Source organism: Candidatus Ancaeobacter aquaticus, from assembly GCA_030765405.1.
GTDB classification, from domain to species: domain Bacteria; phylum Auribacterota; class Ancaeobacteria; order Ancaeobacterales; family Ancaeobacteraceae; genus Ancaeobacter; species Ancaeobacter aquaticus.
Map to the genome: position 1 here is coordinate 15,114 of JAVCCP010000078.1, position 25,346 is coordinate 40,459.

Sequence of the window (25,346 nt, forward strand, 5' to 3'; positions counted from 1 at the left end):
AGCCCTGCGTTAAGGCAAGGCTAAAGCCTTGCGCTACAGTATTGTTTGATTCTTTGTATTTGGTAATTGTAACTTAAAAAGTATGGGGGGTTTTTGAGTGGGTATTTTTAAGGCGTACGATATTAGAGGTGTATATCCAACTGAACTGGATGAGAATATGGCTTATGATATTGGCAGAGCCGCTGCAACGTTTCTTAAGGTAAAAGAAATTGTTGTTGGGTATGATATGCGTACAAGTACACCGATAATGTCTCAAAAGTTCATGGAAGGTCTCACGGATTGCGGCGTTGATGTTATTGATATTGGCATGTGTTCAAGTCCTGCTGTTTATTTTACTGTAGGACATTACGGATATCCGGCAGGTGCCATGGTTACCGCATCGCATAATCCGGCTAAATATAATGGTTTCAAATTCTGCCGGGAAAACGTAATTCCCATTAGCGGCGAAACTGGTATTAAGGATATGCAGAAGATGGTCGAAACACAAGAATTTGCCCATTCAGATACTAAAGGCACAGTAACCCAAAAAGATATTTTAAGCGATTATGTAAACCACATATTAAGCTTTGCTAAGGATATTAAACCATTAAAGATTATTGTTGATGCCGGTAACGGTGTTGCCGGAAAATTTGTCGAAGAGGTATATAAACATCTTCCCTGTGAGTTAACACCACTGTATTTCGAGCCGGATGGCACGTTTCCGCACCATGAAGCGAATCCGCTTAAAGAAGAGAACCTTAAAGATCTTAAAGAACATATGAAAACCGGTACGTATGATATTGGTATCGCGTTTGATGGTGATGCAGACAGAATAGCGTTTGTTGATGAAAAAGGGCAAACGATAACAAATGACCTTATATCAGCTTTGATTGCTCAGGAGATCCTTTCCCAGAAGAGTCCGCAAACGATTGTGTATGATCTTCGTTCAAGCTGGGTTGTTCCTGAAGAAGTAGAAAAACATGGCGGTATTGCTATTGAGTCACGTGTCGGCCATTCGTTCATAAAGGGTATTATGAGAGAAAACGATGCTGCACTTGGTGGTGAACTTTCTGGACATTATTATTTCAGAGATAATTTCTATGCTGATAATGCGCAGATTGCGATGATAAAGATACTAAATCTGGTAAGTAGAGATGGTCGACCGATATCTGAGATTGTTCAGCCGCTTAGAAGATATTTTGCAACAGGTGAAATAAATTTTAAGGTAGCTGATAAAGACAAAAAGATAAAAGAATTGGCTGAAACATTTAAAGACGGCAAGGTATATTATCTTGACGGTATATCAGTAGAATATAGTGACTGGTGGTTTAATGTACGGCCGTCAAACACTGAACCGGCCCTGCGACTCAACTTAGAGGCCAAATCAAAAGAATTAATGGAACAGAAAAAGAGCGAACTTGTTGCGATTTTAGAACAAGGCTAATATATAGAATGGTTCTTTTTATATGAAAAAGTACACTTTTGGCTTGAGAGTACGTTACGAAGAAACCGATCAAATGGGTTATGCCTATTATGGTAATTATTTTACCTGGTTTGAAGTTGCCCGTTCAGAATATTTCCGTGACAATAATATTCCTTATACAGGATTTGAAAAAAAGGGTCTGTATTTACCTGCTGTTGAGGCCACGTGCAAATATGAAGTTCCGCTTGCCTACGATGATTTGATCGATATTACTGTGTGGATCAGTGAAATTAAGAATGCGAGCATGGTGTTTCAGTATGAAATACGTAAAGATGCCTCATTGATCGCTAAAGGTAAAACAATACATGCCTTTATCAATGAAAAAAGCAAACCTGTGCGGGTACCTGATGAAGTGCGTGCTATATATGGTGGAAGCGAGTAGGTTTGATGGTTTGTGTTTTTTTATGAACTATGAACGATGAACTATAAACTAATTTTTGTTTTCAGAGAAAAATTTTATGGATTATGTAGTCGTATATGTAACAGTTTCATCGAAAAAAGAGGGTAAAATAATAGCTAAAGCATTGTTGGAAGCGAAACTAGCAGCATGTGTCAATATTATTGATGGTGTGGAGTCATTTTTCTGGTGGGAGAAAAAAATTGATACTGCGAAAGAATCTCTCTTGATTATTAAAACAAAAAAGAGTATAGTGCCCCAGCTTGAGAAAATGGTAAAAAAGTATCATTCGTACGATGTGCCGGAGATAATTGCCTTACCGATAGTTAGTGGTGAACGTAAATATCTCGATTGGCTTGAAGGATCATTGAAGTAAAGGAGGAATAATTATGTCTATGCATCCAAGTCTGAGAAAAGTTGGTGGAACATTTAAAGTGAAACGTTCTGTCATGAAAAGATTTGAACGCGTTGAAGAACTACGAAAACGCGGCAAATTTAAAGAAGGACAAAGTGTGTACGGCCTGCCAAAGACCTTACCACCAGTTTGATTTGACAAAGTGCTTGCGCACTTTGCATTTAGCGTTTATCTAACAGCGATTATTTTTTCGAATTTCCAGATTTCACCGCCACGATTTATCGGGGCGGTGAATGTCACGGGTAGCAAATATGAACGTTCATTTAAGCGCTTAACAAAAACCGATTCACTAATCACGAACCACGAGGCACGAATTATATGCCTGAACGTCTACAAAAAGTAATGGCGCAAGCCGGTATTGCCTCACGCAGAAAGTCTGAAGAGATCATCACACATGGCCGTGTTACGGTAAATGGTGAGGTGGTAACTCAGATGGGGAAACTTGTCTCATCGAAAGACAAGATCTGTGTTGACGGGAAATCTCTGTCTGTACAGAAAAAAACCTATATACTGCTCAATAAACCTGCCGGATATGTTTGTTCTGCGGTACAGAAAAAAGATAAGAGACCGATTGTGTTGCAGCTGGTCCATGAAAAAGGATTAAGATTATTTACTGTTGGGCGACTCGATTATGATACTAATGGCGCTTTGCTTCTCACTAATGACGGTGATTTTTCACTTAAAGTCTCTCATCCGCGCTATGAAGTACAAAAAGTATATGATGTTGTTGCAAAAGGCGTTATTACACAAAATAATCTGAAGCGTCTGGAAAAGGGTATTGTCTTAGACGGTAAAAAAGTATACGGTACAAAGATCAACAAGTCCCGTCCTCATGGTGATAAGACCTTTGTAACGCTCGCTATTAACGAGGGTCGTAATCGCCAGGTAAAACGGATGTTTAATGAGATCGGACACAGAGTTGTTAACCTCAAACGTGTTAAGATCGGCTTTCTGTCTCTCGGCACATTAAAGTCAGGCCAGTATAGATATCTTACGGATACAGAAGTAAAAAAAATCCTTGCGCAGGAACCTAAAATTCAGAAACGCCGCCCTGTAGATAACAACAAATTCACAAAATCTAAGTAACAAATAATAACCAATCATCAAATACCAAGTTCTAAAACCAAACCCCTTGCTTTAACGCAGGGCTAAAGCCCTGCACTTTCAAAATCACCGCGTAGGTGGCACAGGGTGATTCCTACGCGGTGAAAAAAAGGTAGCATTTTCCTAAAAACGTTATCTTCCACCTAATTTTTAGCTCCACACTTCAGTATCCTTGACAATTGGTTCTAAAATAATGTAATATACTATAATGAAAAGGCTTAGGCACTTTCAGTGCTTACTCTAATACATTAATGTAATGTATGGAAGAGGGTTTATGCGTGTGAAAAAACAAAATGGTTTTACACTTTTAGAGACAGTGGTTGCATTTGGGTTACTCACGGTTCTTGTCGTTGCCTTGACCATGATCTTCTCTCAAGGGATAAAAGCGTTTAAGCATGGGTTCAAAACCGCACAAATATCTCAGAGTGCACGTACCGCAATGGATTGTATGATACGCGAGCTTGCAAGCGCGTACGCCGGGCATGGGTATAAGTTTAAAGGTCAATCAAATCTTCCGTATAGAAGAGTTGATTTTATGGTGCCTTTAAAAAATTCCGGTGATTGCGATCTTGTGGAAGTAAGTTATTGGTTTGCGTATTCTGATCCTGATGAAAATAAAATATTCAAGATATGGAGATATTATCATGTAAGTGACAAATCAGACACTTCTAATTTTGGAAATTTCCAAGATGGTTCAAGCGAAGTTTTAGCAGAAAATGTAGTCAAGTGTTCTATAAATTATTTGTATGCCGGGTGGTGGAGTGATTCGTGGATTTCATCTAATATACTTCCTAAAGCTGTAAGGATAGAAATTAAAATTGTTGATGATGAAACAATGAAAAAATATTCTGGATCTTATTCTGAACTTGAAAAAAGGGCGAAAAAGTTTGTAGGTGTGGTGAAATTGAGAAATGCGAATTAATAGGGTATAGCGAGTAGCGTAAGCGTATAGTAGTAGTGCAGGGCTTTAGCCCTGCGTTAAGCAAGGCTAAAGCCTTGCGCTACAGTATTATTAGAATTTTAGATTTGGTTTTTCTTAACTATGCGCTATATGCCATACGCTAAGCGCTATTTGAGTAGGAAAGATTTCAACTATTACGTAGATGGTGTTATATGAGTAAATTAAATAGAAAGAAACATAGCGAAAATGGTGTAGCCATGATACTCACTTTGGGTATCCTGACTTTGCTATTAGTCGTGGGTGTTGCATTTGTCATGAACATGACATTTGAAATGCGGCTTGCATACCAGTATGAGGCACGGATAAAAGCGCGATTGATCGCCGAAGCCGGTTTGGAGCGTGCCATTGCCGAACTCCGTGCAAAGGCGAAAGTTAATTCATATGAAGGGCCTAAGGACCCACAAAATGGCTGGGCAAGAGATCCTTGGTTTTATGATAAGTTTCAGGAGCATACATCTATTTGTAATGATAGCGATGGTAATCCGCTCCCATCATTCTCAAATCTAAATGAATTTGATGGATCAAAAAGAACGGATCCCGAAAAATATACCGAGGAAATACTTATTGAAGATGTAATGGATTCATCTGGGACGACAAAAAAAATGAGTTTTATAGGGAAATCAGTTCTTAAAATTATTGATTGCGCAAGCATGATATATGTTAACGATGATAATCCAGAGATAGAGGGGATAATGTCACGGCTTTTTGATGATCTGGGTGTTTCAAGCCCGATAACGATTGCGTCAAACATCATGACAAAAAGAAATGCTCTTTATGCAATTAATGGTATCGGATTTGTATCTAAAGAACAGATAAAATGGACACCCGGTGTGGGTGACGGCATATATGGAGCTATTAAAGATTATATAACCTGTTATGCGTATGTCGATCCTAATACGGTCGATAATACAGGTGCAGATGAGTCTCGTGCCCCGATAAATCTGAATACAGCACCAAAGATTCTTTTAAAAGCTGTGCTTGAATGTGACCCCGGGGTGGGATCGGGATATGCTGAATCTTTATCTAACACTATAATAGCTAATCGTACGCTTGGTTTCTGGTCAGGGTTTGATTACTGGGTAGATGTTTCAAGCGGTATTGATGCTACAGTAAAACAGCGAGTAAAAGATAATGTAAATCCAAATAAAGTTAAACCTGAGATAGGCGGCACACCTTATTATTCGACTGAATTTTCATTTAATTCAGGTGGGTTTTATGAAATAGAATCCACCGGTAAGGTTTTTCGGAGAGTTGGAACGACTGATGTAAAACTTGCCGAACATACGGTATCGGCAATCGTGAGGGTTTATAAGGTATGGAACATAACAAAACAATCACAGTTTGATCAGTCTACTGAGTATTATCGTGTGACATGGCATGATACATGTCCTACAGATATGACGCAAGACACCGGAGCGGATATGCCTGCTGATTATGATACCATAGAAGGTTCCGTTAAGCTTGGTTTTTGGGATGATTTTAGTGATAGTGCATATACACAAAAAAACTTTCCGAAGACTGCTGACTATGATGTTGATCCGGGAAAACTTAAACACGGCACGCAATGGATCAATGTTTCTTTGAGTTATAAGGGTACTGGTCAATCAGAGGATTCATGGAACTGGCATGATTTTTATGCGCGTATAAACTATTACGACTCGACAAGCGGTCCAGAAGGTCCAATTGATGCAAACGCTTGGCTCGGGACAGATGATGTTGGGCAAATTATTTTTAGAGATAATACTACGGGAAGTTATAGTGCTTTTGCTCGTAGAAATGGGTTAAGATGGATACCGGTAGAATCAGACGCTCTTAAAGCTACAATCGGTGAGTATGCAAGGCAGGTAGTATGGGAAGAAATTGATCCTATAGAAGGTCATCATGTAAGATGGATAAGAGCTTCTGCCCCTAGCTATTATTTAGGTATTAAAGATGGTGGATATACAAGGAATCAAGATGATGACAATACGCCAGTTCCTTTGAGTGGAGATCCTACGCATGGAGTCGAACTTATACTTTCAGGGTGCGAGTCGCTGGTCGGTTGGGCTGCAGAGGCATGGAATGAATACATAAAATGTTATGTATCAAAGTTTCCTAGTAAAGTAGTTTTTAGGCTATCAGAGTCAGGCCCTGACGGGCAAGAAGCATTCAGTGGATCTTTATATCCAAAGGGATCATCTTATTTGTATGATTATTCATTTTCTGGGGATAAAACATATAAAATGCTTGTAAGAGATATTACAGGCGCTACTCCAAGCCAGGGAATAAAACTTCAGGTTATTGATTCGGGAGGCACTCATAATTATCCGCCAACAGCAAAATGCTCTGATGAAGAATTAAATATTGATCCTAACAGCAATAATTATACTGGTGTTTTTGGTCTGTATTGTAATTCAGCTCTTCCATCATGGGATGATTTGAGGATAATGTCTACTGACGGTAATTACATATCGGTTGAGTTTGATTCGGGCGATCCTGATACTGAGTGGGGTACCATTACCTGTACCAACACATATGTGCAGGACCCTGACGATAAAGATACTAGTGGGGCTCTCATATACCCAGACGGTATTGTTGATGAGGATGTGACGGCTGATGTGAAAGTGTACGATAGTGGAACACCAACGGGATGGAGTTATGCGGTCGATACGAATACCAAGCCCACCACAACAAAAGGAAACCTTACATTTTACCGAAGTGAAGGAACATGTCAGTCTGTAAATGCAACGGGACAGTACTGTTCTTACAGAATGTATTTGGAATCAAGAAGACAATACGGGGAAACTGATTATTTATTAAAAACCCCTGTTCTTGAAGATGTAACGGTAACGTATATTCCGCCTAAGGTTGAGGTGTTCTACACATCCGACATTGATGGATAAACAGCGTATGGGATAGCATCTACCCAGTTTTATTTGTTTTCTGATAAATAGTAAGTTATAAAGGATATTCTGGATAAAGTGTAAAACAAAATTACTTTGTTTTCGTCTAATAAGGTAATGGTTTTACACTTTTATTTTTTGTTTAAATGGATTATAAATATGCGATTAAAATTTATTAGAGTTATAGCAGTATTTGTATTTTTGTTTCTATGTGCTTCATTACACGCGGATGAACGCTATCCTTATATCGGGACAGTAACCGTAAAAAGTGTGAATGTGCGTGCAAAGCCAAAGATGTCCGGTGAAGTGATGTGCCAGGTGATGAAAGGGCAGGAGGTCACAGTATATAGTGAGAATGATAAGTGGGCAAAAATAAAACTGCCGGAAAAAGCGTCGGTATGGATATTCGGCTCGTTTGTTAAACGGAACAAGGTAGCCGCAAATACCGCATATGTGCGATCAGCACCGGGATATAAATTCACCCCTGTATGTAAGCTTAAAAGAGGTGACAAGGTAAAGATAAAAAGACGTTTAGGTGATTGGCTGCGTGTTGTTCCTCCAAAGGGGTCCATTGGGTATATGGGTAAGAAGTATGTGAGGTATTACTCTACTGTTAGCGGATATGCCGGTAAGATGCAGCGTGAAAAGGATGGTGAAATTGCATATCGTGAGGCCGAACAGTTCCGTGAGAAAATACTCTCAGAAGGAGATGAATTGTGGCGGTATGAAGCTGTACGGAGTAAATATTTTCTTATTGTAGAAAAATATCCTGATATAAAAGAGACATCTTTAGCGCGTGAACGTATAGGTGAACTTAATAAAGAGATCTTCAAATTGCGAGAAATGAAAGAGACAAAAATTACACAAGATCAAAAATTTAAACATATTCCGCTAAAGTGATGTATAATGTAAAGGTATTGAGAGATAACAGTATGATAAATTTGGAGGCTCAGGTTTGAGTCGTATATAAGGCGTAACGACGCTGACGTACCCTATGCGGTACGTCAAGGAGGAGCAACGAAGTAGACGGCCAAAGATAAGCCTCCCCGAAGGGGCTGGCCAATTTTGGGCTGTAACTGTGTCACTTATCGCTTGCATATCGCAGGGGATATGCGGTACTCTTCGTTCCTTGTTTCGCTCCAAAATTGGCTCAGCCAAAGTAATCATACTGTCATCTCTCAATACCAATTCTAAGACACTAAGGAGAGAATGTAATGTCAGCTCAAATAATTGATGGTAAAAAAATAGCGCAAGAAGTTGTCGATGAGTTATCATTTGAGATTTCTTCGCTCAAAGAAAAAGGTATTCATCCGGGTATAGCAGTCGTTATTGTCGGAAACAATCCTGCATCTGTCGCATATGTGAACATGAAGGAAAAAAGATGCGCGCAGTTAGGGATATATTCCCAGCGGTATGATCTGCCTGAAACAGTGACTGAGGCGGAATTATTAGATCTTATTGATCAGTTGAATAAGAAAGATGTCATTCACGGAATATTAGTGCAGTTACCGTTACCGAAAAGCATTGATGAGGACAAGATTATTGAGGCAATAGTTCCTGAAAAGGATGTTGATTGTTTTCATCCATATAATGTCGGACGCATGTTACTGGGTAAACCGCGGTTTCTTTCTTGCACACCGCATGGTGTACAGGTTCTCTTAGCGAGAAGCGGTATTGCGATAGAGGGTAAGCATGTGGTGATCGTTGGAAGAAGCAATATAGTGGGTAAACCGCTTGCAGCGATATTGATGCAAAAAGCGCAACACGCTAATGCGACAGTGACCGTGTGTCATTCTCGCTCAGTTGATCTCAATAGTATTACGTGTTCAGCGGATATCTTGATCGCCGCTATTGGTAGTCCGTTTTTTATTACCTCTGATATGATTAAACCGGGTGCAACAGTTATTGATGTCGGTATTAACCGTGTTGACGATCCGTCTTCACCAAAAGGATATAGGTTGGTCGGTGACGTTGATTATGATAATGTAATAGATGTTGCTCGGGCAATTACCCCTGTTCCAGGTGGAGTAGGACCGATGACAATCGCTATGTTAATGAAAAATACCGTTGAAGCAGCAAAGCTCATAGAAAAAAGCTAATGCACCGCGTAGGTGACACAAGGTGTTTGCATTTCGTTGATCGTTAATCGATCATCGTTGATAGTTTTTTAGTGCACCGCGTAGGTGACACAAGGTGGCTCCTACGCGGTGAGAAGATGGGTGCTATAATTTAAGTTTATAGTATTTTGAATGTATAGTTTTTTCTTAGAGCTTATAGCTTAAAAAATAGGATTTAAAGTAATGATTATTACGAAATCAAAAAAAATTGAAGATATACTCGAGTTTGTTAAAGAAAAGACAAATATTTTTATTGTTGGTTGCGGGAGCTGTGCGGCTGCCTGTAAAACCGGCGGTGAAGATGAAGTCATTGCAATGAAAAGTGAGCTTGAGTCACGCGGGAAAAAAGTGCTTGGATGGATCGTTCCAGATGAAACTTGCCATATACCGCTTACCAAAAAGCTCATTATGGAAAATAAGGATGCATTTAACCAAAGTGAAGCAATTATTGTCATGGCGTGCGGAGCCGGTGTGCAGACCGTATCAGTAATAAAAGATGATAAGGAAATATATCCCGCGCTCGATACATTGTTTTTGGGAAACACCAAACGTATAGGTGACTTTAGTGAACATTGTTCATTGTGCGGTGAATGTGTTCTTGGCGATACTGCGGCAATTTGTCCGGTAACACGATGTCCAAAAGGTCTGTTGCATGGACCATGCGGAGGGATGGATGAAGGAAAATGCGAGTTTGATCGGGAAAAAGATTGTGCGTGGGTGCAAATATATGACCGGTTAAAAGCGCTTGGACAGCTTGATAAATTAAAGAAAATAAAACCGGCAAAAGATTATTCCAAACACAACAAGCCCGGTGATTTGAATATTGGAAGTAAAGCGAGAAAAAAGATTTCTTAGCGCATAGCGTATGGCGTATAGCGGTTAGATTTTGATATATTTCTTAACTATACGCTAAACGCTATGCGCTATACGCTAACAAAGTAACCAGGAATTATGAGCGGATAATATGTCTTTACTAAAAGAAAAACTGAAAAATAACGAGTTTGTCATCACGGCAGAATTGTGTCCTCCTAAAGGTGCTGATATTGGACCTTTTAGGGAAAAGGCACGCTATTTGAAGGGTAAAGTTGATGCGGTAAATGTAACTGATAATCAACGGGCGATAATGCGCTTAGGCGCGCTTCCCGCAGCAATATTCCTCAAGAACGAAGGTGTTGAACCTGTCTATCAGGTAATTTGCCGGGACAAAAACAGGATTGCCATCCAAAGTGACCTTTTAGGTGCTTCAGCATTTGGGATTGATAATGTCCTTGCTCTTACCGGGGATATGATCACCAGCGGTGATCATCAAAGCGCAAAACCCGTATTTGATATTGAATCAGTTGAGTTAATTAAAATGATCACGTCGCTGAATCAGGGAAGAGACTATAATGGTACAGAACTGAAGGGTGCAACAAACTTTTTTATCGGGACAAGCGTTAATCCCGGATCAAGTCCCATTGAGCCGGTGCTATTTAAGTTTGAGCAAAAAATTATTGTTGGCGCAGAGTTTTTTCAAACACAAGCGATATTTGAGAACGATAAGCTGGAAAGCTTTATGGCGCACGCGCGTAATTTTGATACAAAAATAATTGCCGGTATTCTTCTTCTCAAATCTGCTCGTATGGCTCATTTTCTGAATGAAAACGTGCCCGGAGTAAAAGTTCCTGACCTGTTAATACAGGAGCTTGAAAATGCCGAGAGTCCTATTGAAAAAGGTATAGAAATCGCAGCACGCCAACTGAACGAATTTAGAAAGGTCACTGACGGTGTGCATATCATGTGTATTGGCAGTGAAGAAAAAACCGTAGATATTATTGAAAAAGCAAAGACGTTACACGCCGAATAGCGAATAGCGGGTAGCGTTTAGCGTATAGTTAAGAACAACCAAATCTAAAATTCTAATAATACTGTAGCGCAAGGCTTTAGCCTTGCTTTAACACAGGGCTAAAGCCCTGCACTACAACTACACGCTAAACGCTATCCGCTATCCGCTAAAAAACTTCATTCCACACTTCCGGTGTTTCCATACATAAGGTTATTTTTACCTGTGGCGCATATTGCCTGATTCTTGCAATAATACTTTTATAGATAGCAATTCTCATCGATTTAAGATATCTCCATTTACCGTCAATGCAGGGAACACACTCATTAATAGTGATATCACTTTTGGGAAACCTTTTCCTGATGATCTTTTCGAGTGCTGGCGTGAATCGAAATATGCCAAGAACGACTGATTCGATTCTATCATGATTGAGTGACTCCATGAGCTGTTTTATCATGTATGCGTAGTCTTCTTCCCCATTTTGATAGGCAATAATCGGGTCTAATCGCAAACCGATCTGATACCCTTTCTTTTGACATTCTCGTGCTGCAGAAATGCGTGAAGTGAGTGATGCGGTACGTTTTTCATATTGATCAATTATTGCTTGAGGGGTAAATGTCCACGAGAGAATTATATTCTTAATGGGAACGATTTTTAAAAGTAGTGCTGTATGGGTACATTTTGTCCGTAGTTCAAGTGTTCCGTTCGGATATCGTGAAAAGAGCTTAATGAGCTTTTGATTAAAATCTGTAACAGGGTCAAATGCCATACTGTCAGCAAGTTCACCTGTGTAGAAAAACGGTCTTTTTTCACTTTTTAAGACAGTTTCAACGTCCCGCAATATTTTGTTATGGTTTATGAAAAGAACGGGATAGGCATTATCGCTGTAACATTGCAAAAAACAGTACTGGCAATCATAGAAACAATTCTGTGCGTAGACTATATAATATTCTTTCCGTTGTGTGAGCCCATCTAATCTTCGGAACTCTTTAACTGAGTCGCCTCTGAATTGTGCCAGTACAAGGCATTTTTTTTCATTGTCGATTGAATCCTGTACAGGAAGGTTTTTGTACGAGGTAATCTGGATGATACGGTTTTTCGGCACGGTTGCTGCGATCCGTTGAACGTTTTTATTCTTTAATATATTCTTTTCAATAAAAAGTTTGTTAAATGCAGGCATATGTACCTTTTTATCTCGGTTGTTGTTAAAACAACAAAGCAGCGCAGGCTTTTAAATGGTAGCTGCTACCATTTAAAAGCCTGCGCTAAACGCTAAACGCTAAACGCTAAACGCTAAACGCTATTTCGCTATTTCCTGTAACAGTTTTTTGAGTGTGTTACTTTGGCTGTTTAGTTTTTGCAGTATGTCTGTTATATCTTTTTCTGATCTTATTTTATATTCTAATTTCAATGTGTTTCCTTCAAAGTAGCGGGGAAACGACAAGGTTGCGGAAGGGGGTAAATGAAGCGATTGTATTAATGTGTTACATGTCTTTTCTTTACCTGTTAAATGTGGATAACGAAGTATGCGAAGTGTATCAATAAGTTCCTGTGCTTTTTTGCGTCCCGTTAGCTTATTGTTTTTTAATGTATCTGCGATACATTTTGTTTTAGTTATTGATTGAAACGAGTCTTTGGTTAGCATGATTTTTAGATCAGTAAGATGTTGGATTAATTCTTTTGTCTCGTTCTGATTTGGTATCCCAAGTGTTTTTATAAGTGATGAAAAAAAGATCCTGTCATTGTGTCGAAGAGCGGCAATCATATATCCCTGATGAGCGGTCATTACACCTTGAGCAATGAGCAGAGCTAAATCATTCTCGAGTATTTGAAGACTGATATAGTCCGAAATAACCTTTTCAGAAGCTGGTATTGAAAGAAGGCGGCTCGTAGCATCTTTTTCGTAGTTGCACAGTGACTGTAACTTAATAATTGCCCGGGACAACTCTATGGGATTTAATACACGTGAAGAAACATTGTCTGTTATGCTTACAATCAGTGCTTTATCATCGCCCAGTTCATTGTGCGTATAGACAAAAGCTGAAACGGTCTTTTTTTTAAGTGATTTTAAGGCTTTTATGCGCCTCATCCCGCAGATTATTTTGTATGTGCCGTTTTGTGCCTGAATAAGGCGAGGAGGGTTTAAGATTCCTGCGTCTTTTATTGATTCTAAAACGGTCTCTATTGTATCCGGGAAGGTTATGATGTAATCATCAAAATCTTTTCCTTCAAGCAGAATATTTTTTATGGGCACTTCAACAAGTTTCATATAGGTTTCTTTCTTTTATAATTCGCACTAATGAATGTGCTGCGCTTTCCCACGAGAGATGTTTTACTGATTCATAGCCATTATATGCTTTTATATTGGCATTGTCTCTTTTTTCGTATACTGATCGCATTAGTTGTTTTAAGTGATCTTTATCAGGATAGGCGATCATGCTTTCAGTGTCACTCGTATCGTATTGTGCTGAGCCTGCGTTTTTTAAAGTGTAATCGATCAAAAATGAATTATCCTTCGTGCAAAAATAGGTATGCCCGCCCCACGCAGTTGTTATAACAGGTTTTCTCATTGCCATAGCTTCAAGGATCGCAATGCCGAACCCTTCTGAGAGGCTTGGTTGAAGATAACAGTCGCATCCCGCGTAATATGACGGCATGAGAGCCGGGTCTTCTTCTTTATTGATATAAATGATTTCAGGTATATTCGCATGATGCGAATGATATGACTTAACGATATCTTCAATATTAATTTCCCAATATTTTTTATTTTTAAACGGTTGATAAGGAGATTTTATTATTAAGGAAACAGCATCGTTAGATGTAAATGTTTCAGTATACGCGTCTAATAAGACATCAATGCCTTTTCTTAAATGCGGCATAGCAAGTATAAGGAAAATAAATTTTTTTTCAGTATTAAAACTAATGGGTGTTACGGAATCATGAAAAAGCATTTTGTTGTATCCGTAGGGAATAATTTCGATTTTATCCTGAGGGATACCATTTGAGACCATAATATCATAGCAGAATGTGCTCGGTGCGATCAAAAGGTCAAGGTAACGGTTTATATTCGTTACCCATAGAGGTGGAAGTTTGGTTGTTTCGTATACAAGAAAACCTATTTTTGCCCTTCCTGTTAAACGCGGATAGTTTAAGGGGTATTCAAAGGTTAGCTCAATATCAATATTACGGTTTCTATCCATGAGGGTGTAAAGATGAGAGTCGATTTTTAATGCGCTATTGTATAAAGGTCCGCGGCAATTTGTAACAGATACATTGCATCCTATTGCGTCTAGTGCCAGAACCATTTCTCGTCCGACATGTGCCCAGCTCATTGTTGATTTAATAAGCCCAAAATAATTGATGTGTATATCTGCGTTTGATGTCTGTTTAAGTGTGTTATTTTTGTGAGTCATTGTAGTCTATAGGTATATGATTGTTTTGCAATCCCTTAGTAAACGGTAATGATTGCAGGGTAGGGTAGGGCGCAACCTGTTTATTTTTTTGTGCGTGCGCGGTTTTAGGTAACAATAAGCTCATATGTATAGGAAAAACAGTTTTAATGCGTTTTTCGCCAATGGTATATATGCCTGCGGAAAATTCCCAGTTCTCTTTTCCCTTATACGTTTTTATGAGAATAAAGTTTCTCCCGTCCTTTAACTGCATGCGAAGGGGATACATAGTTCTCTTTGTCTGAAGCACTTTGAAGTTATCAAATATTTTCTGATTGTTTACAAAAAGTATGAATCGTGACTGGGTAGTTACTTTGAGAAGTGCTATGCGATTCCCTTTTGAGGACACTAACGTGCATGCGTACGCAAACAAGTGCTTGCTGGTACTCTTAGTTTTTAATTCTACCATATTATTTTTTTCTTTTGCGTAGGTGGGTTTCCACGGATAGAGGGTGTTATCCAGCATAATTGGTTTTTTTATGCTGAAAAACGTGGGATTTAAAAGTGTTTCATGCTTAACGCCCTGAGCAAGGGTGAAAGGGCCTGCAAGAGCCCATTCTTTAATGTATGGTACAGTCTTATTAAGTGATTTTATCTTTTCTTTGAGCATATGTTTGATATACGGATTATCTTTTACATAATAATACCGGTGCATATAAAAATGTTTTAATTCGAGATCATGGATATAGGTTAAATTGGTATACAGTGTTTTTGCCTGAGCTGATAACTGTAAAAACCAGTTTCTTGTAGAGGTAACGGTCATGCTTTTTTGTAGAGGATATTTCTGTGAGTTATATTCATAAAATTGCAGTAGGTACGTTTTATTGAGAAGATCGAGTGCGGTAGGGCACAAGATTGATCGCGGAAAATACTTTATGAATTGTTCGAGTTTTTTGCAGGTGAGAGCGAGGTTCGCGTTTATGAGGGTTTCAAGTGCTATCTTAAACTGCGAGAAGCTGACTGATTGACTTGTATTAACTTTAAACCGTATTTTACATAACGGGTCGCCGATATATATGAGTCGCCAGGGTTTCGCGAAATTCTTCATTAGATACTCTTTACGTTGAAATGCTTTTCCGAGCGGGTAATTCTTTTTTATGGCTGAAGCGATATGTATCGATTTTTGAAATGCGGCATTCATGGGTTCGTTTATTGAACCAAGATATATATACGCGCCGTTTGCGAGCCATCGTCCGGCGATTGTTTGCGGGTCATAAAAATTTGCCGCTGAATAACTGTGGGAAAAATAAACAATAACAGGAACTGAGTCAGGGATATCATCTACGGTTCCAGCCCAACTTTTTGAACTTCCGGACGATTGCACAAAAATGAAATTAAAGAAATTTCCAAATTTCATGATCGAACGCCATGCATCTATCCTTCCTGTGGTTCCTTCATAGAGAATGGAAGGTATATGCTGGAGAAAAAACCAATATGCGCACCCCATACGATAGTTCCATTTTTCCGGCCATGTATCGAAAAAGAACGCGCTGCTTGTTGGTAAAAAAACTGATGCATTTGCCTGGTACAGCGCCATCCCGAGGTTATTGTCAACAAGCCGGCCGACATAACTGTAACAATCTGTTGATTGCGGCTCGATCCTGTTTATAGCATCGTCGAGCGAATTGCCTCCTTGATAGCTGAATGGAAATTGAAGGGCGAGGGTAATATAGTCTATCCCTGTTCCGAGACCTTTATAGGGGTATCCCCACGCCGCAATTTTCTTTATTATGGTGAGACGGATCGTTTCCTTAGCTTTATTATTAAGATATTTCTTATCTTCTTTTTGTGTTAATAATTTTTCTATATTGATATCGAGGAATTCCAGGCACTGTTTATGGTATGCGGCAAGTAAGAGCCCTCCTGCACATTCTCTGTCTTCAATGTCCGTAAACACGATACCTTGTGGTTGTACACGCATTTTTCTCAGCCGCTTTTTGATGTCCTTAGGTGTTATTTTCTTTTTTATATCAAAAAGAGTTTCCGGGCCCCATGACGCATACAGTGCCTTTAGTACGGTTTCTTCGGTGAGATCTACATAGTGCGCGGCAGGAGCTTTAATAACGGCATAATCAGGGTATGCACGGAGAAATTTTTCTGTATATCGATTTACCCCGATAAAGATCGGAAAACGTGTGTGTCTATCCCATGTTGAAAGCGTATATAAAAATGTTTCAATGTCAGGAACAATATATACTGATTTATCTTGCGTTTGAGATGCTAAAGAAGTAGATTTTAAATCGCTTATAGAAGCGAATAAAATTGAAAGAATTATAATGCTGATTAACTTTTTCATAAAAATATTTTATGTATATTGTGTTAATTATTTTTTGGATGTTGTGCTTTAGTAACTGGTTATTTAAGTTGTATAATTATAGCATCAATGGGGACTTAAGTGAGAGTTTTATTTATATATCCTATTCCTCTGGAAACGAAGAAAGTATATACGGGCTATTATCATGGAGTGGGATACCTTTCGAGTGTATTAAAAGCTCATGGTCATGAAACTTCACTTTTGATTCTTGATACAAACGACAAGAATACCGTTATAGAGCGCATGGAAACCTTTCTTCCAGATGTTGTTGCGCTATCCACTTTTTCTAACCAGATGAAGCTCGTAAAATATGTTACGTGTACTATTAGATCTATTTCATCTGTTCCCATTATAGCCGGAGGGATACACGCAACGCTTGTTCCGGAGGAAGTGCTGGCAGTGGAAGGAATAACGGGTGTCGTGCGCGGTGAAGGGGAGCACGCGCTATTGGAATATGTCAACGCGCTGCACGATAAAAAAGATGTGTATGGAATTGCGAACTTTATGTTTTTGCGTAAAGGTACAGTTGTTAAAAATGATGTCCGTGCTCTTATCGATCTTGACTCACTACCGTTTCCTGATCGTGAAATCTATGGTGACTATCAAACAATTCTTACCCGAAACAAAAACACTATTGGCGCTGAATTTATGATTGGAAGAGGATGCGCCTACGAATGCGGTTATTGTTCGAATCATAAAATAAAAGAATTGTATAGCGGCCACTCTCATGGTTCATTTATACGAAAAAGAAGTGTTGATAATGTAATTCGAGAAATGCAATGTGTTCTAGGAAGATATACTGATATATCCCTTATCGGTTTTCATGATGATATCTTTCCAATGGATTTAGATTGGTTAGAAGAATTCGCTCAAAAATATTCCAAGAAAATTTCGCTTCCGTTTTGGTGTAATGCACGGGTTGATCTTTTGAATGAAAAAAATCTGCGTATACTGAAACGTGCGGGATGTATGCGGCTTCACATGGGTGTTGAAAGCGGGAGTGAACGTATCAAAAAAGAAATATTAGGGAGAAATATCACGAATCAAAAAGTGATCGATACATTTAGATTAGTAAAGAGTATGGGGTTTAAAACTCTTGCATTTAACATGATTGGTATACCTGAAGAGTCCCAGGAGGATATAGAGCAAACGATAGCTTTAAATAAGAGCATAAAGCCTCACTGGCTCCTTGTATCACTGTTTTATCCGTTTCCTGGTACCAATCTTTACTCTAAGTGCCTTCAGAACGGCACGTTAGGTAGTAATGACGTTGAAAGTTACTATGAATGCAACTCTTCAATATCCAATAATCAGATTTCACGTGAAAAATTACTCTTTTATTATAATAATTTTGTACAATTAGTATACGAGAAATAACGCCCCCAAAAATATGCGCCCCACTTTTATAAGTAACGCAAGAAGAAGGATATGCAAACTATTTCATTGTAAAATTATACCGCAGAAAGTATAAAAAAAAACACGTAGTGTTAAAAATTTTTATCGTGTAACTATCTGTGTTTACTGAAGTTAAAAATGAGGTGAATTTTAATAAAAAAAAAGGGCTTGACGCCCAATATATAGCGTGTTAACTTATGCGAACCACAACATGGTGTGGTTTTATCCCGAAAATATCATAATCAAATTTATAAATATGGAAACTGAGTGTAATTACATGCAGATTGTGTTGAAGTAGGTTTCGTAACGAGAGAAGCGAGATGGGAGACGAGGCAAGAAAGACGAGCAAAATGCCCGCAGACGTAGTCGTTGTACTACGTTGAGGACTTTTTATGAGTCTGACGCAGCCGTAGGCCGTATATCGTTTTTTGCAGTAGAAACGTATTGCAACACAGTCTGATAAGGGAAGGGAGAGATTTATGCAGGATGTCAAGATTGCAGGGGAAACAAAGGTAGTGCCGCAAAAACCGTATGAGGCTTCTGGTTCGTGGAAAGAGCTGGTAAACGAATACACAGTTTCATATATAAAGAAAAAAGTTAAATTAGGGCCTAATGCAATAAAGGTTCTTGAAACAAGATACATAAAAAAAGATGAGCATGGAGTGCTCTTAGAGACCCCTGAAGATTTGATTAGACGTGTTGCGCACAACATTGCATCTGCGGATGCGCTGTATACCGGTGACGGAAATTTCAGTGATACAGAAGCAAAATTTTATAACCTTATGGTTAACCTTGATTTTATGCCTAATTCCCCAACACTCATGAATGCAGGAAGAAAATTACAGCAACTGTCTGCATGTTTTGTGCTCCCTATAGAAGATGATATGGAAAGTATTTTTGGAACGCTCCGCGATACGGCGCTTGTGCATAAGAGCGGTGGAGGAACAGGTTTTTCTTTTTCTCGTTTACGGCCGGAAAATGATTATGTAACTACGACCTATGGGAAATCAAGCGGTCCAATTTCGTTTATGCATGCCTATGACGCGGCAACACACGCAGTGAATCAGGGCGGGTTTCGTCGTGGCGCGAATATGGGGATCCTGCGTGTTGATCATCCTGACATTGTAAAATTTATTAATTGTAAAACAGATCAGACAAAATTGACCAATTTTAATATATCAGTTGGTGTCACGGAAGATTTTATGCTTGCGGTGTTGAATGACAGTGAGTATGACATTGTTAATCCGCGCGATAAAAAAGTTGTCGGAAAGAAAAAAGCAAAAGAAGTTTTTGATATGATAGTAAATAATTCGTGGGCGAACGGGGAGCCGGGTATTGTGTTTCTCGATCGGTTAAACAAGGATAATCCAACACCGCTTTTAGGTGAAATAGAAAGCACGAACCCATGTGGAGAGCAACCGCTTCTGCCGTATGAGGCGTGTAATCTTGGTTCTATTAACCTTGCAAACATGGTAAGTGACGGAAAAATAAATTATGACAGACTTCGTGCTACGATAAGAACAACCGTGCATTTTCTTGATAATGTCATTGATAAGAGCAAATACCCTCTGCAAAAGGTTGAGGAAATGGTTCGCGGAAACAGAAAGATCGGGTTGGGAGTAATGGGTTTTGCTGATATGCTGATACTTTTAGGAGTGCCGTATAACTCGAATGAAGCGATTACACTCGCTGAAGATGTAATGAAGTTTATTCAGTTTGAAGGGCGAAAGAAATCAGGCGAGTTAGCAGAAGAACGCGGGTTGTTTCCGAATTATAACGGAAGTATCTATGATAAACCGGACGGTGTTCCCATGAGAAACGCAACAGTGACAACTATTGCGCCTACGGGAACAATAAGCATTATATCCGGTTGTTCAAGCGGGGTTGAGCCGCTCTTTGCCGTTTCATATGTGCGCAATGTAATGGACGGGCAAGAGCTTGTTGAAACACATCCGGTGTTTGAAAGTATTGCAAAAAGAGAAGGGTTTTATTCTGAGTCGTTAATGAACAAGATCGCTCGTAAGGGAACGCTTCACGGAATAGATGAAGTGCCGGAAAAGATAAAACAGGTTTTTGCGACATCCCATGATATAAAACCTGAGTGGCACATAAAAATGCAAGCGGCATTTCAGAAGCATACTGATAATGCGGTTTCAAAAACAGTGAATTTTTCTAATAGTGCGACAAAAGAAGATGTAGCAAAGGTATACAGGTACGCGTTTGAAACAGGATGTAAGGGTGTAACGATCTATCGTGATGGAAGCAGAAGCAATCAGGTTCTTTCTACTGGGAAAACGGAATCTTCGGATAAAACACTAACTCCAAAGGCAAAGCGGTCAAAAAGACTTCGCCCAAAAGTGTTATACGGTAAAAGTATTCAGATGCAGACAGGGTGCGGACCTCTTTATATAACCATTAATGAAGATGAGCAGGGGATGTTTGAGCTTTTTAATACTATGGGTAAAGCGGGTGGTTGTGCCGCAAGTCAGTCAGAAGCTATTGGCCGTTTGGTATCTCTTGCATGGAGAAGCGGCATTCGGTCTGAGTCGATAATTAAACAGCTTATTGGTATTAGTTGTCATAAACATGTTGGTATCGGTGAAAAAAAGATACTGTCATGTTCTGATGCAATAGCTAAGGCGGTACGTTACTACTTGCAGTGTAAAGATGAGGCTAAAGCTGAAGCGCGAGAAGATGGCAGTGGCGATGATACTGAACGTAAGACAGAAACACGCGTCCTAAGCCATTTAGATGAGCGGCAGATATGTGGAGCATGTCCCGAATGTGGCGGCATGATGGAGCAAGAAGGCGGCTGTGCGGTATGTAGAGCATGCGCCTATTCTGAGTGCGGATAGTAGTGAGACTGTAATAGCCACCTGCAGAATGACAGGTGGATATTGCACAGTCGAACTATCCCCCCTGTAGTATGATTTTGGAGGATTTATCCGAGAAAATCTAGGGGGGATCAGAATGAATATAGCTATAGAGACAGCTAATAAAATGGCTGTCTCTTTTTTTTATGTATTGAAGGTCGAGAATTTGCCTTAGTCGCCCTTAGGAAACTAGTAGAGTTTCCAAGGATTTGGTCCCCGAATGTCGAACTATCCCCCCTGTAGTATGATTTTGGAGGATTTATCCGAGAAAATCTAGGGGGGATCAGGGTGAATATAGCTATAGAGACAGCCAATAAAATGGCTGTCTCTTATGTTTTTAAAGCAATACGAGTTTCTAGGGATTTGGGGCTCGAAAGTGAAACTGTTTTTGAAAATTTGAGAATGAATGTAAAAAACCCTGTAATCATAAGATTATAGGGTTTTTTAATAATTCTATTTGCGGTAACCGCTCATCTATAATTTACACACTTTGTTCCTGCCGCTTTCTTTTGCTTTATAGAGCGCAGTATCGGCTAATTTAATAAGTTCATCAGGAGATTCTTTCCCGCTTAAAGATGAAACGCCCATACTGATAGTTACTTTGTAATTATTTCCTTTATCATCAACTGCGACATGTTCTTCTATCTTTTTTCGAATACGATCGGCCAAAATAACGGCATTTTTTCTGGAAGTCTCTGTAAGCATGATAATAAACTCTTCGCCTCCGTATCGCCCGACAATATCGGTGTCTCTAACACTATTTTTCATGATATTTGCAGTTTCTCTGAGTATTAGATCGCCGATTTGATGTCCATATGTATCGTTAACATTCTTGAAATGATCGATATCGCTAAGAATAAGAGAAAGCTTTCTTTTATGTCTAACACATTTGGAATATTCATCATCATACAGTGTTCTGAAGTATCTAATGGTGTTGAGGGTGGTGAGCCCATCTGTTGTTGCTAAATTAAATAATCTCGCATTTTCTATTGCGATTGCTGCCTCTGATGAAAGCATGGTCAAAAGTTCCATATCATCCTTGTTGAACACTGTTCCATCTGTTTTGTTCAAAACTTCAACAGCCCCGATGATATTATTTTTTACACGAAGAGGTACGCAAAGAATTGATTTTGTTATAAAACCTGTTTTTTTATCTGCACTTTTAAAGAAACGTTTATCTTTTTTTACATTCTGAATGAGAAGGGATTTTCCATTTTGTGCAACTGAGCCGATTATTCCTTGTCCCATTTTAAGGCGCATTTCCTTAATTGCTTTTCCTTTTTCACCTTTTGCGACGGTGAAAATAAGTTCGTTTGTCTTTGGATCTGTTATGGCAAGTGAACTAGCTTCGGCGTTTAAGGTATTTTTTGCCACGGACATGATTGAATAGAGAAGTTTGTCTAAGTTTAGTGTTTCTCTTACTGCATGACTTATATCAAATAGAGCTCGTAGTCGTGAGAGCTGTTCTTTGTAATTGTATTGCAGTTTTATATAATAGATTTCTTTCTTGAATTTATTGATTTTTAATTCTAAAGATTTTTTATCGGATGCGGGAAAAAATCTTTTCTTGTTTGGGTTAACTATACCGATGGTTCCTATTTTTTCTTCTCTTATTAATAGAGGAACAATAATAATTGACTTCAAATTTTTATTTATATTGTTGCTGTGAATTGTTTTTATGGAAGATAGTGACTTTGTTGAAATATCTTTTAGGCTTGTTAAGAGGCTTTTAGGTGGTTCGATTCCCCGTGTGATTATTTTCGTTATTTTTTTAGATTTTCCCATTGGGAAGGAAATGAAAGATATTTCAGCATCAAATTTTTTCAGGAAGTAGTCTATAATAGTGTGAAGATAAGCTTCGTAATCTAGTGAAAACTCCATAAAACTTTCAACGTCACGGAAGAATGCTACAGATTCTTCCGGTTTGATTTTATCTGATGCTTTTCTTTTTGAATGTACCATAATATAGTATCTCCATGTTCTATGCCTTATATAATATGCGATTAGCAGAAAAAGTCAAAACAAAATGTTCTCTGGGTTTATTGAACAAATATACTTGGTTTTCGAACTTTTTTAACAGTATATTTTTATATAAAAAAAACAAAAAAACATTTGACATATTTTTAATATATCGCTAATATTACCCTCAAGTTTAAACAACAAAGAATTATAGTAGTAGTATTCACTCACAACTTATGGAGGTGAGAAAGTGAAAAAACGTGTAGTTGTATTTGGAGCAATATTGTTAGCGTTGTTATTTGTATCAGAGTCGATGGCTGGTATTTTAGGCGATCAAATCAAATATGGAAAATTAGGACACGGTATAAAAATTGGTGATGGAAGAACAGTTGTTCATCCGACTTTTGATTCCCGGGCAACATATGACACCAATATTTTTATGGATCCTACGAATACAAAAAGCGACTTCTACTTTGACTTCGTTCCGGGGATTGAAGTAAAGGTTCCTTTTTCAAAGCATCTTTTTACGGGAAAATACAGTGTTGATTTTTCCCAATATCTTAAGTACAACACTCAAAACTCTCAAGATCAGCTTGCATCGACGGGTTTGATATTTGATTTTGATAAAGTGTACGTAAAACAGAATAACAGATTCATTGATACAGCATCACGGTCTGGAACTGAATTTACGTCAAAGGTGCAAAGAAGAAACTATACAGCCGATATTTTAGCTGGCGCTAACTTTAATCTTCTTACCTTTGAAGGCGCTTATTCATACTTCCTCGAAAAATATGTAGAACAAGCATATGAAAATTTAAATAGACATGATCAAATTTTCACCGGTAGCGCATTTTACAGAATATTTCCTAAGACAGAGTTGATAGCAGAAAGTGACGTTGGCATAGTGCGATACGATACCGAGGGAGGTAATTTCAGAGATAATAATTATTACCGGGTACGCGGTGGTGTGCGCGGTAAAATCACAAACAAGCTAACAGGTATTGCAAAAGTAGGTTGGATATTAAAGGATTATCGACAATCCGATCAAACGGACTTTAATTCGGCTACAACGTTTTTGTCATTTATTCACGATTTTACTGATTCTACAAAGTTTGCGGTTATGTATGAAAGAGCACCTCGCGAAGCAACATTCGGTGATAATAACTGGTATTTATCAAATAGAGTAACATTCCAGGTTGATCAAAAGATTATGAATAAGCTCGATGCTTTTTTCAAATTTGCTTATGATAGAGTAACCTATCCTGAAGAAACAACGATTGGTTTAAAGACAGAGAAGAGAAAAGATAATCTTTGGACTTTTAATACGGGGCTCAATTATACGATTCAGGAATGGATTACGGCAGGTATCGAATATGAGTATGCTACAAAGTCGTCAGACTTCGAAATTTTTGGGTATGACAGACACCTTGTAATAAGTAAGCTGAATCTGAAATTCTAAAGCAGTTGAGGAAATAAGTTGATTTAAAGATATTAAAAGCGCGAATACTGTGAGGAAGGTTAAATACCTTAAGTATTCGCGCTTTTTTTTAAAGTTTGAGGGTTTTTACAATGAAAAAATATGCTATTAAATGTATCTCATGTTTGCTTGTTGGTGTTTTTTTAGTTGCGCATAGCGGTATTTCTTTTGCAAAAGCACCAGTAGAGCTCCCAAAATCGAGCAAAAATAAAACTGATTATCAGTTAGGGCCTGATGATGTTCTCATTATCAATGTATATGGTGAAGCGGACTTAAATACAGGTAAAGAAGGTATGAGAGTGCGTGTGTCTGCAAGCGGGTCTATTACGTATCCCTTTGTTGGTAAATTATACGTGAAAGATATGACCGTTTCAGAAGTAGAAGATAAGATTGCTGAAATATTAAGTGACGGATATATAGTTGATCCTAAGGTAACAATATTTTGTGAGCAGAATGCGAAAGTGTATGTGTTTGGGCAGGTAAATAGTCCCGGCGCATATCCACTTATTACCGGCATGACTCTTCTTTCTGGTATTGCCATGGCTGGAGGTTTTACAAAAATTGCTGTACAAAGCAAGATAAAGCTTGTCCGTCATCATGGTCACGAAAAGAAGATGTACGAGGTCAGGGTAAAGGACATTCTTAAAGGTGATTTGACTAAAGATATAGAACTAGAGAGAAATGATACTATTATTGTAATGGAAAGTTTCTTTTAATAT

At 38.6% G+C, this 25,346-nt stretch carries 20 protein-coding genes; 15 read left to right on the forward strand and 5 right to left on the reverse strand.

Annotation, left to right across the window (positions count from 1 at the left end; translation table 11 throughout):
* Positions 1-97 precede the first annotated feature (97 nt).
* From P9M13_10490 to P9M13_10540, 11 genes are all read left to right on the forward strand, one after another.
* Positions 98-1,423, forward strand: coding sequence for a phosphomannomutase/phosphoglucomutase (locus P9M13_10490; GenBank protein MDP8263711.1), 1,326 nt, complete (start codon positions 98-100; stop codon positions 1,421-1,423).
* 22 nt (positions 1,424-1,445) lie between these two features.
* Positions 1,446-1,844 carry a thioesterase family protein gene (locus P9M13_10495; GenBank protein MDP8263712.1) on the forward strand — a complete coding sequence of 133 codons (399 nt, stop codon included), beginning with the start codon at positions 1,446-1,448 and terminating at the stop codon, positions 1,842-1,844.
* A 76-nt stretch (positions 1,845-1,920) separates the two neighbouring features.
* Positions 1,921-2,235 (forward strand): divalent-cation tolerance protein CutA, encoded by a 315-nt coding sequence (gene cutA, locus P9M13_10500; GenBank protein ID MDP8263713.1) that lies wholly within the window; start codon positions 1,921-1,923, stop codon positions 2,233-2,235.
* Positions 2,236-2,248: 13 nt separating this feature from the next.
* On the forward strand, positions 2,249-2,407 hold the full coding sequence (locus P9M13_10505; GenBank protein MDP8263714.1) for a small basic protein: 159 nt from the start codon (positions 2,249-2,251) through the stop codon (positions 2,405-2,407).
* Positions 2,408-2,592: 185 nt separating this feature from the next.
* Positions 2,593-3,360, forward strand: coding sequence for a pseudouridine synthase (locus P9M13_10510; protein ID MDP8263715.1), 768 nt, complete (start codon positions 2,593-2,595; stop codon positions 3,358-3,360).
* A gap of 292 nt (positions 3,361-3,652) precedes the next feature.
* Complete coding sequence (locus P9M13_10515) at positions 3,653-4,300, forward strand: prepilin-type N-terminal cleavage/methylation domain-containing protein (GenBank protein ID MDP8263716.1); 648 nt, start codon at positions 3,653-3,655, stop codon at positions 4,298-4,300.
* 191 nt (positions 4,301-4,491) lie between these two features.
* Positions 4,492-7,221 carry a hypothetical protein gene (locus P9M13_10520; protein ID MDP8263717.1) on the forward strand — a complete coding sequence of 910 codons (2,730 nt, stop codon included), beginning with the start codon at positions 4,492-4,494 and terminating at the stop codon, positions 7,219-7,221.
* A gap of 159 nt (positions 7,222-7,380) precedes the next feature.
* Positions 7,381-8,121: an SH3 domain-containing protein gene (locus P9M13_10525; GenBank protein MDP8263718.1), complete on the forward strand. Its 741-nt coding sequence runs from the start codon at positions 7,381-7,383 to the stop codon at positions 8,119-8,121.
* A gap of 314 nt (positions 8,122-8,435) precedes the next feature.
* Positions 8,436-9,320 (forward strand): bifunctional methylenetetrahydrofolate dehydrogenase/methenyltetrahydrofolate cyclohydrolase FolD, encoded by an 885-nt coding sequence (gene folD / locus P9M13_10530; GenBank protein MDP8263719.1) that lies wholly within the window; start codon positions 8,436-8,438, stop codon positions 9,318-9,320.
* Positions 9,321-9,521: 201 nt separating this feature from the next.
* Positions 9,522-10,193, forward strand: a complete 672-nt coding sequence (locus P9M13_10535; GenBank protein MDP8263720.1) for a methylenetetrahydrofolate reductase C-terminal domain-containing protein — start codon at positions 9,522-9,524, stop codon at positions 10,191-10,193.
* Between the two features lie 109 nt (positions 10,194-10,302).
* Complete coding sequence (locus P9M13_10540; protein ID MDP8263721.1) at positions 10,303-11,184, forward strand: methylenetetrahydrofolate reductase; 882 nt, start codon at positions 10,303-10,305, stop codon at positions 11,182-11,184.
* A gap of 145 nt (positions 11,185-11,329) precedes the next feature.
* On the opposite strand, the gene P9M13_10545 is transcribed toward P9M13_10540, so the two are convergent.
* The 4 genes from P9M13_10545 to P9M13_10560 all read right to left on the reverse strand — a co-directional run bounded on the left by P9M13_10545 (position 11,330) and on the right by P9M13_10560 (position 16,905).
* Positions 11,330-12,340 carry a hypothetical protein gene (locus tag P9M13_10545; protein MDP8263722.1) on the reverse strand — a complete coding sequence of 337 codons (1,011 nt, stop codon included), beginning with the start codon at positions 12,338-12,340 and terminating at the stop codon, positions 11,330-11,332.
* 120 nt (positions 12,341-12,460) lie between these two features.
* Positions 12,461-13,429: a ParB/RepB/Spo0J family partition protein gene (locus tag P9M13_10550; GenBank protein MDP8263723.1), complete on the reverse strand. Its 969-nt coding sequence runs from the start codon at positions 13,427-13,429 to the stop codon at positions 12,461-12,463.
* Positions 13,416-14,573: a glycosyltransferase family 4 protein gene (locus P9M13_10555; GenBank protein MDP8263724.1), complete on the reverse strand. Its 1,158-nt coding sequence runs from the start codon at positions 14,571-14,573 to the stop codon at positions 13,416-13,418. Before P9M13_10555 ends, P9M13_10550 begins: the two co-directional genes overlap by 14 nt.
* Positions 14,557-16,905 carry a hypothetical protein gene (locus tag P9M13_10560; protein MDP8263725.1) on the reverse strand — a complete coding sequence of 783 codons (2,349 nt, stop codon included), beginning with the start codon at positions 16,903-16,905 and terminating at the stop codon, positions 14,557-14,559. The genes P9M13_10555 and P9M13_10560 overlap by 17 nt, the downstream gene beginning before the upstream one ends.
* Positions 16,906-17,004: 99 nt before the next feature.
* Here P9M13_10560 and P9M13_10565 point away from each other — a divergent pair, with 99 nt between their 5' ends.
* Positions 17,005-18,300, forward strand: a complete 1,296-nt coding sequence (locus P9M13_10565; protein MDP8263726.1) for a radical SAM protein — start codon at positions 17,005-17,007, stop codon at positions 18,298-18,300.
* Between the two features lie 497 nt (positions 18,301-18,797).
* Positions 18,798-21,173: a vitamin B12-dependent ribonucleotide reductase gene (locus P9M13_10570; GenBank protein MDP8263727.1), complete on the forward strand. Its 2,376-nt coding sequence runs from the start codon at positions 18,798-18,800 to the stop codon at positions 21,171-21,173.
* Positions 21,174-21,665: 492 nt separating this feature from the next.
* Here P9M13_10570 and P9M13_10575 read toward each other — a convergent pair whose 3' ends face one another.
* Complete coding sequence (locus P9M13_10575) at positions 21,666-23,153, reverse strand: sensor domain-containing diguanylate cyclase (protein ID MDP8263728.1); 1,488 nt, start codon at positions 23,151-23,153, stop codon at positions 21,666-21,668.
* A 247-nt stretch (positions 23,154-23,400) separates the two neighbouring features.
* Here P9M13_10575 and P9M13_10580 point away from each other — a divergent pair, with 247 nt between their 5' ends.
* Both P9M13_10580 and P9M13_10585 read left to right on the forward strand, forming a co-directional pair.
* The gene (locus P9M13_10580) at positions 23,401-24,609 is read left to right on the forward strand and encodes an outer membrane beta-barrel protein (protein ID MDP8263729.1); all 1,209 of its coding nucleotides are present in this window, start codon (positions 23,401-23,403) and stop codon (positions 24,607-24,609) included.
* Positions 24,610-24,719: 110 nt separating this feature from the next.
* A complete protein-coding gene (locus P9M13_10585) occupies positions 24,720-25,343 on the forward strand; it encodes a polysaccharide biosynthesis/export family protein (GenBank protein ID MDP8263730.1) in 624 nt (207 codons plus the stop codon).
* Positions 25,344-25,346 lie beyond the last annotated feature (3 nt).